The 6120-nt window shown below is 72.3% G+C and carries 10 protein-coding genes; 9 read left to right on the forward strand and 1 reads right to left on the reverse strand.

Going from position 1 to position 6120, the window contains the following annotated elements; all coding sequences use genetic code 11:
- The coding region (locus BJF83_RS18005; protein WP_075927217.1) for a GntR family transcriptional regulator at positions 1–535 on the reverse strand (535 nt) is incomplete at its 3' end.
- Positions 536–706: 171 nt separating this feature from the next.
- On the opposite strand from BJF83_RS18005, the gene BJF83_RS18010 reads away from it, so the two are divergent.
- From BJF83_RS18010 to BJF83_RS18040, 9 genes are all read left to right on the forward strand, one after another.
- Positions 707–1291 (forward strand): hypothetical protein, encoded by a 585-nt coding sequence (locus BJF83_RS18010; protein ID WP_075927218.1) that lies wholly within the window; start codon positions 707–709, stop codon positions 1289–1291.
- 36 nt (positions 1292–1327) lie between these two features.
- Entirely contained in the window at positions 1328–1651 is a 324-nt protein-coding gene (locus tag BJF83_RS18015; protein WP_075927219.1) for a hypothetical protein, read from the forward strand.
- Positions 1651–2277: a hypothetical protein gene (locus tag BJF83_RS18020; RefSeq protein ID WP_075927220.1), complete on the forward strand. Its 627-nt coding sequence runs from the start codon at positions 1651–1653 to the stop codon at positions 2275–2277. The genes BJF83_RS18015 and BJF83_RS18020 overlap by 1 nt, the downstream gene beginning before the upstream one ends.
- A gap of 399 nt (positions 2278–2676) precedes the next feature.
- The gene (locus BJF83_RS18025) at positions 2677–3108 is read left to right on the forward strand and encodes a hypothetical protein (protein ID WP_075927221.1); all 432 of its coding nucleotides are present in this window, start codon (positions 2677–2679) and stop codon (positions 3106–3108) included.
- Between the two features lie 219 nt (positions 3109–3327).
- On the forward strand, positions 3328–3477 hold the full coding sequence (locus BJF83_RS27965; RefSeq protein WP_187347179.1) for a hypothetical protein: 150 nt from the start codon (positions 3328–3330) through the stop codon (positions 3475–3477).
- A gap of 85 nt (positions 3478–3562) precedes the next feature.
- Positions 3563–3730 (forward strand): hypothetical protein, encoded by a 168-nt coding sequence (locus tag BJF83_RS27595; protein WP_158070398.1) that lies wholly within the window; start codon positions 3563–3565, stop codon positions 3728–3730.
- A complete protein-coding gene (locus BJF83_RS18030) occupies positions 3727–4890 on the forward strand; it encodes a hypothetical protein (protein ID WP_075927222.1) in 1164 nt (387 codons plus the stop codon). The genes BJF83_RS27595 and BJF83_RS18030 overlap by 4 nt, the downstream gene beginning before the upstream one ends.
- Positions 4891–5214: 324 nt before the next feature.
- Positions 5215–5514 carry a hypothetical protein gene (locus BJF83_RS18035; protein ID WP_075927223.1) on the forward strand — a complete coding sequence of 100 codons (300 nt, stop codon included), beginning with the start codon at positions 5215–5217 and terminating at the stop codon, positions 5512–5514.
- A complete protein-coding gene (locus BJF83_RS18040; RefSeq protein ID WP_143831953.1) occupies positions 5511–6101 on the forward strand; it encodes a hypothetical protein in 591 nt (196 codons plus the stop codon). The genes BJF83_RS18035 and BJF83_RS18040 overlap by 4 nt, the downstream gene beginning before the upstream one ends.
- Positions 6102–6120 lie beyond the last annotated feature (19 nt).

The raw sequence follows: 6120 nt of genomic DNA on the forward strand, positions 1-6120 counted from the left end.
GGGAGTAGGTGCCCCCCGGGCCGGTGTCCTCCTGCGTGATGGGCGTGTTCTTCGCGATGGTCCACGGAACGTAGGACGTGGCGATCTGCACTGGCGTGTCATCGGCCTTCATGTGCCGGTGACGGATGGCCGCGACGTCATCCCGGCCGAACCCGAAGATGTCCGCTATCTCCTGGGGCGGACTCACCGGGCCCAGCTTCACCAGTTCGCTTCGCGGATCGTGGCCCAAGTTGCGGACCTCCGTTGCGAAAGCACCTCGCGATTGCCCCTGTTCACGGGCCGTCTTCGTATACCGCGCTGTCGCGTTACGCACGATCGGCTTGATCTCGTGCACCACCGTGCCGGTCCCCCTCTCGATCCGGACAAGTCCCTCCGCACGCAGCACCAAGATGGCGCGCTGCACAACCGGCTGGGACACGGTGAACTCCTCCGCCAGCGCCTTCTGCGGCGGCAGGCGGTCACCAGGGCCGTAGCCCTCACTACCTGCGGAGATGCGATCACGTATCTCCGCAGCGATCTCTCGAAATCGGGTCATGTCGGTGGCTTCTTCCCTTCGTCGCAACCCTTTATAGCAACCTGCTTGACATACTATCTCTCACGAGAGATAGTATCTCTAGTGGGTCGCAAAGAAAACCCCGACGGAGCGCCAGCTCAGTCGAGGCCATTTCTTTGACCAGCGGACACGCGTAGCGAACGGAGGATCGGCATGTCGGTGATCACGGAGGTCATGAAGCGCACCGGCGCGACCCGCGCCGACATCATCCGGGTCGCGACCCGGGGCGGCGACACCCGCGCCGATTGGCGGATCGCCCACGCGATCGAGGCCGCCGGCGGCAAGAAGGCCGCCGAGCTCATGCTCACCGCGGGCCGCGACCAGATGATCGCCCAGATCTGGGGCGACGCCGGCGCCCCGACCCCGACCCCGACCAACCCGCTGGCCAAGCACGACCCCACGGTGCGGATCTACGACGAACCGACCGCTCCCGACGCGCCGAACACGGTCCTGGCGGACCACCCGCACGAGGTCGACGACGAACCGGTCGACGAGATCGACGACCAGGACCAGGACGAGACCGACCCGGGCCGGGCCGCGTGGAACGCGCTCCTCCACACCCACGTGTGGGCCGACGTCGCCGCCCTCACCGGCGGCGCCCCCGGCGAGATCGCCCGCACGGTGCGCCCGTGGGCCACCGCCACCGACGCCATCGCGGGGATGACCGCGCTCATCGCCCGCCGCCGCGCCGCCCGCACCCCCGGAACGAACACGATCGCGGCCGCTCTGGCCGCCTGACCAGCACACCCACACGACACCCGAGAGGGGACACCCGTGTCCGAGACCACCTTTGCCCGTCCGGTGCACACCCCCGACGACGTGGCCGAGATCCAAACCATCACCGAGCAGGTCAGCGGCCCGTCGAACATCTACGCCGTCACCTACACCCGCGGCGGCGTCCTGGTCCGGCACAGCTCCACGCACGGCCCCGACCCGGACAAGGCCCTGCGGGCCATCGGCTACACCCTCACCCGCATCAACAGCGGACTGGTGCTGGTCACCGGCTCCATCGACCGGCTCACCCTCCTGGTGGCCGAGCGCGACCGGCTCAACGACCAGATCGCCGCCCTCCAGGCCGAGACGGCGGTGGCGGCCTGATGAGCCTGTTGCACCGCTCCTGCACCGAGCAGATCCGCGCCCTGGAGGCCAAACTCCGCGAGGCACAGCGCCGGGAGGTCGACCACACCCTGGCCGCCGCGGCCCTGCGCTCCGAGCGCGACCGCGCCGAGAGTGAGCGCTGGGACGCGGCCGGGGAGGCCGAACTCCTCAAGGAGAAGCTGTCCGACGCCTTCGACCGCGAGGCCGACCTGGAGCGTCAGGTTCGCGACTTGCAGTACCGCGTCTTGGACCTGGAGCAGGACGCCGACGACCACCAGCAGGTGCTGGAGGCCCGCCGCCGGCGCGCCGCCGAACACGCGCTCGCAGACGCCTGGTACTACCCCGGCCACACCGACACCCACGCTCAGGCGGCCGCTGCCCAGGCGATCCTCGCGCTCCCGCTGGCCTCCTTCGACGTCACCGTCACCCACGGTCCGGGCCGGGACGCCTGGTACGTGGACGGGGTCCGTCTGCCCAAGGAGGACTACTTCCGCGGCGGCGATCCCGACCCGGTGGACGTGCTGCGGCGCCGCTACGGCCTGGCCGATGGCGAGATCGCCCAGATCCGTGAGGGCGTCCGCCGCCAGGAGCACGACGAGGACGAGGACACGCCCGTCGTTATCTGACTCGCCCCCTGGGGTGCCCGTCCCGCCCCGCTCCCGATCTCGGGGAGCGGGGCGGTTCTGGGGGACCACCAGGGTCCACACCGCCTACCCCGTGAAGGAGAGCCGCCATGACGCTGACCCTGAGCACCGTCCGCTCCCGCCTGGCCGACATCAAGGAGCTGGTCGCCGACGGCGAGGAGCCCGAGGCAGCCACCGAGGAGACCGACCTGTGGCACGACGTGCTGGAGGCGATCGCCGAGGCGCCGGCGACCCCGCCGCCCTGGCCAAGGAAGCGCTCAGCAGCCTGGCCATCGACTTCGACCGCGTCTGAGGGCGACCCGCACACAAGACGAGCCCCGCCGGATGTGACCCGGCGGGGCTCTCGCACACCTGAGTCCACCTGCGAAGGAGACAACAACGATGCACGACAACGACTCTACCTACCGCGACCCGCTCGATGCCGTCGAGGAGGAGCTCGCCATCCAGGCGCACAGCCCGCGGTTCTGGGACGTCGACAGCGCCGAGCTGGCCGTCGTCGACCCGGCCGAGCACCCGTCCTGTGACGTGCACCAGGCCCTGACCGGTGAGGACGGCTGGGACGACCCCGCCGAGGCGGCCGCCGTCCTGGAGGAGACGGTCATCACCGACGCCCGCCTGCTGGCGTCGCTGTCCGACACCCCCGTCGCCGTCGGCCGACCGTTGGTGGCCCGCTCCGCCGCCGACGTGCTGATCGACCGGTCCCCGACCCCGGGCGAGGAGCTGCACGAGGCGCTGCTGGCCCTGGTCCCGGTCGACGGGTCCGGCCTGTGGCCCGCCGCCGCCGACTACACCGAGCGGGGGGCCGCCGCATGATCCGCCGACTGCTGGCTCGCATGGCCCCGCCCACCCACTGCGGAACCCCGATGAGCTGGGACGTCTGGCGCGCCTCCTGGGTCTGCCACTGCGGGAAGGCGTGCTGATGACCGACATCGAGTTCCACCGCGCGAACTGCTCCGCCTGCCAGCGGAACCTGCCGTGCGCCGCGTTGCGCCGTCTGGGCGGCTACCTGACCCGCTCGTGGGGGTGGTGCCGGTGATCGCCCTGATCATCGCCGCCGCGATCGTCCTGGTCATCGCGGTCCCCGTGCTGCTCCTGGCCGCCACCGGCGGCCCTGTCGTCATCTTCGCCGAACACGACCTTCCCCAACCCGCCCGACACCGCCGCGCCCCGAAGGAGGGCTGACCATGCCGCGCAAGAAGAACAAGCCGCACCCCGCCGGGCGTCCGCCGACCCCGGGACCGCCCCGGACATCGACCTGACCCAGGTTGTGACCGACTACGCCGCCCAGGCCGAGGCGGCCGCCGATCTGGCCGAGGTGGACACCACCCACCTCGATCAGCCCCACGCCAACCCGAACGCGTTGGCCGTGCTCACGCCGAGCGCGACACCACCGCACGCGCGAAGATCCGGCTCGACTACGAGCGCGAGCGCATGACCCAGCAGGCCGACCACGCACGGCAGGTGGACCGGTACCGGGCCGAGCGCCGCGTGGTCACCGCCACCGACGCCCGCGCCGACCGGGCGGTGGCCGAGGGCCTGGCCGACGCCGACGAGGCCACCGCCCAGTTGGCCACGATCCGCGAGTTCGAGGCCGAGGCCTCCCCGGCCGCCGCCGCGACCGCGCTGATGCGCGCCGTGCGGGGGTGGCGGCGCGAGGAGTTCGTCAACGCGATCGTGGGCAGCGTCCTGTCGGCGGTGGGCATCGCCGCGCTGCTGGTGGCCGTCACTCCGCTGACGTGGTGGACCGCCCCGCTGGTGGCGGCCGCCGCCGAAGTGGTGCTGACCATGCGCGTGGTGCGGCTGATCTCCCAGCGTGCCACGCTGGCCGAACGCCACAAGGGCCAGGCCCTCTCCGCCGAGGGCAAGGCCGCGCTGGTGTTCATGGGACGGCAGATCATCGCTCTGCTGGCCGTGTCCGTCCTGGTCAACATCGCCGGGCTGGTCGTGGCCACCGGGTGGCTGGGGCTGATCGGCGTGCTCGGTGCCGTCGCGGCCGCCGTGTCGTCCTGGTCAGCGGCGCGGGTGTCGGTCGCGGTGACCGAGACGGTGCGCTCCAACGTGGCCGCCTGGCAGGGGTCGAACTGGGAGGCCGCCCGCGAGGAGCTGCGTGCTCGGGCCGCCGGGGCGCGCATCCCCACTCCTGAGGATGCGTCCGCGACCGGAACCTCCCCGGCCCGTCAGACCGAGGACGAGACCGAGCGGATCCGCCGGGCCCTGGCCGCCCTGGCCGAGGAGCAGATCGCCGCGCTCGCGGACCGGGGCACCGACGCCCTGGCCGTGATGCTCGACCGGTCCCAGCCGCCCGTCGCGGAGGGTGGAACCCGAGTGGAACCCCAGGGTGGAACCCCCCTGGAACCGGGGGTGAAACCCGGCGCTGACCAGGCAGAGAAGGCGGAACCCCGCGACCACCGCCAAGCGGTCCTTGAGGCCATCACCGATCCCGAAACGGGGTTGGGGGTGGACGCCAACAACAGCGAGATCGGCCGCCGGGTCGGTATCTCGCGCACCGCGGTCCGTAAGCACCGCACCGCCCTGTGGAGCGAGGGGCACCCGGTGTTCCCACCCGGCCACACCGTCCGCTCCGAGTCCGAGTAACCCCACCGACCCCGGCCCCGCCACCGCGCGGGGCCGGGGCACCCGCCCCGGCGGGTGAGCAGATCCGCCCCGACCGTCCTCCGGGACGGATCTGCTCACCACTCCGGGGGACGCGACGCACCCGGTGACGCAACGGCTTTTCGCGCCTGCGAGCCACGTGCGAGCGACCCCACGCCCCTGTCCAACCCCTCACCCGTGAAGGAGGCGCCGATCGGCCTGCCCGCACCACGTCCCCGAGCCCCGCCCCAGGCGGGGTCACCACGGGGCCGTCACACCCCGCGTGTGGCGGCCCTTCACCCCCCTTGAACAGGAAGGAGACGCCCGATGCCCTACCCCAAGCACCGGCCCGAGGTCGGCCACGCCCGCGTGGAGGACACCCCTGAGGGCGAGGCCTGGATCTGGCGCGTGCAGTGCGCGTGCGGTCAGACCGCGCACGTTCCCCACCACCACCGGCTGGACGCCGAGGCGGCCGCCGACGAACACAAGGCCGCCGTCGCCCCGCCCGAGAACCAGCGGTGCCGCGAGCCACTCAAGCACCGCACCCGCTGGCACGACTGGTGCGCGCTGTGCGTCGACCAGGCCGTGCTGCCTGGGTTCGAGAACCTGACGGGGGTGGCCGGATGAGCCGCCGCGACCCGTCCCAGGCCCCCTCGTTGTGGGGGGTTCCCAGTACCCCGGACACCCCGGACGCTCCTGCCCCTGCACAGGTCAGCGATCGGGCGCGGGTGTCCGAGGCCGTGTCCGGCCCCTGCCCGGAGACGCCGCCGCGGTCGGAGCCGGAGCAGGCCCCGCCGCCCTCCACGGAGGTGGTCGCGATCGACGACGCGCCCGTCAAGGTCGGCCCCGGCCTGGGCGAACGCCTCGGCAGGTGGGCGAAGGAGTCGTTCGTGCCGCCGGAGATCTGGTCGACGGACCGGCCGAGCCTGTCCAAACAACTGGCCTACGCCCGCGAAGGGGCGTGGGGCCCCAAGAAGGGCTGGCACCGCACCGCCGCTCAGGTCGCGTTCTGGGGCGTGTCCTTCCCCACCAGCGCGGCGGCCTACGCCATCGAGTGGATCGGGGAGCGGCCCTCCCGGTGGGTGGTCGCGCTGATCCTGCTTTCTCTGCTCTACCAGCTGCCCTACGTGCCCCAGGCCGTGGGCGTGCTCATCCGCATCCCGGCCTGGCCGATCACCGCGACGTGGTCGCTGCTCGGCCTGGCCGCCTCCTGACCTGCCCCAACACCCGAAG

Source organism: Nocardiopsis sp. CNR-923, assembly GCF_001942255.1.
In the GTDB taxonomy this organism is placed as follows: domain Bacteria; phylum Actinomycetota; class Actinomycetes; order Streptosporangiales; family Streptosporangiaceae; genus Nocardiopsis.

Excerpts from the sequence above, each read along its gene's own strand:
- BJF83_RS18010 (WP_075927218.1), top strand. The coding sequence starts at position 707 with ATGTCGGTGATCACGGAGGTCATGAAGCGCACCGGCGCGACCCGCGCC.
- BJF83_RS18020 (WP_075927220.1), top strand. The coding sequence starts at position 1,651 with ATGAGCCTGTTGCACCGCTCCTGCACCGAGCAGATCCGCGCCCTGGAG.
- BJF83_RS18025 (WP_075927221.1), top strand. The coding sequence starts at position 2,677 with ATGCACGACAACGACTCTACCTACCGCGACCCGCTCGATGCCGTCGAG.
- BJF83_RS18030 (WP_075927222.1), top strand. The coding sequence starts at position 3,727 with ATGACCCAGCAGGCCGACCACGCACGGCAGGTGGACCGGTACCGGGCC.
- BJF83_RS18035 (WP_075927223.1), top strand. The coding sequence starts at position 5,215 with ATGCCCTACCCCAAGCACCGGCCCGAGGTCGGCCACGCCCGCGTGGAG.
- BJF83_RS18040 (WP_143831953.1), top strand. The coding sequence starts at position 5,511 with ATGAGCCGCCGCGACCCGTCCCAGGCCCCCTCGTTGTGGGGGGTTCCC.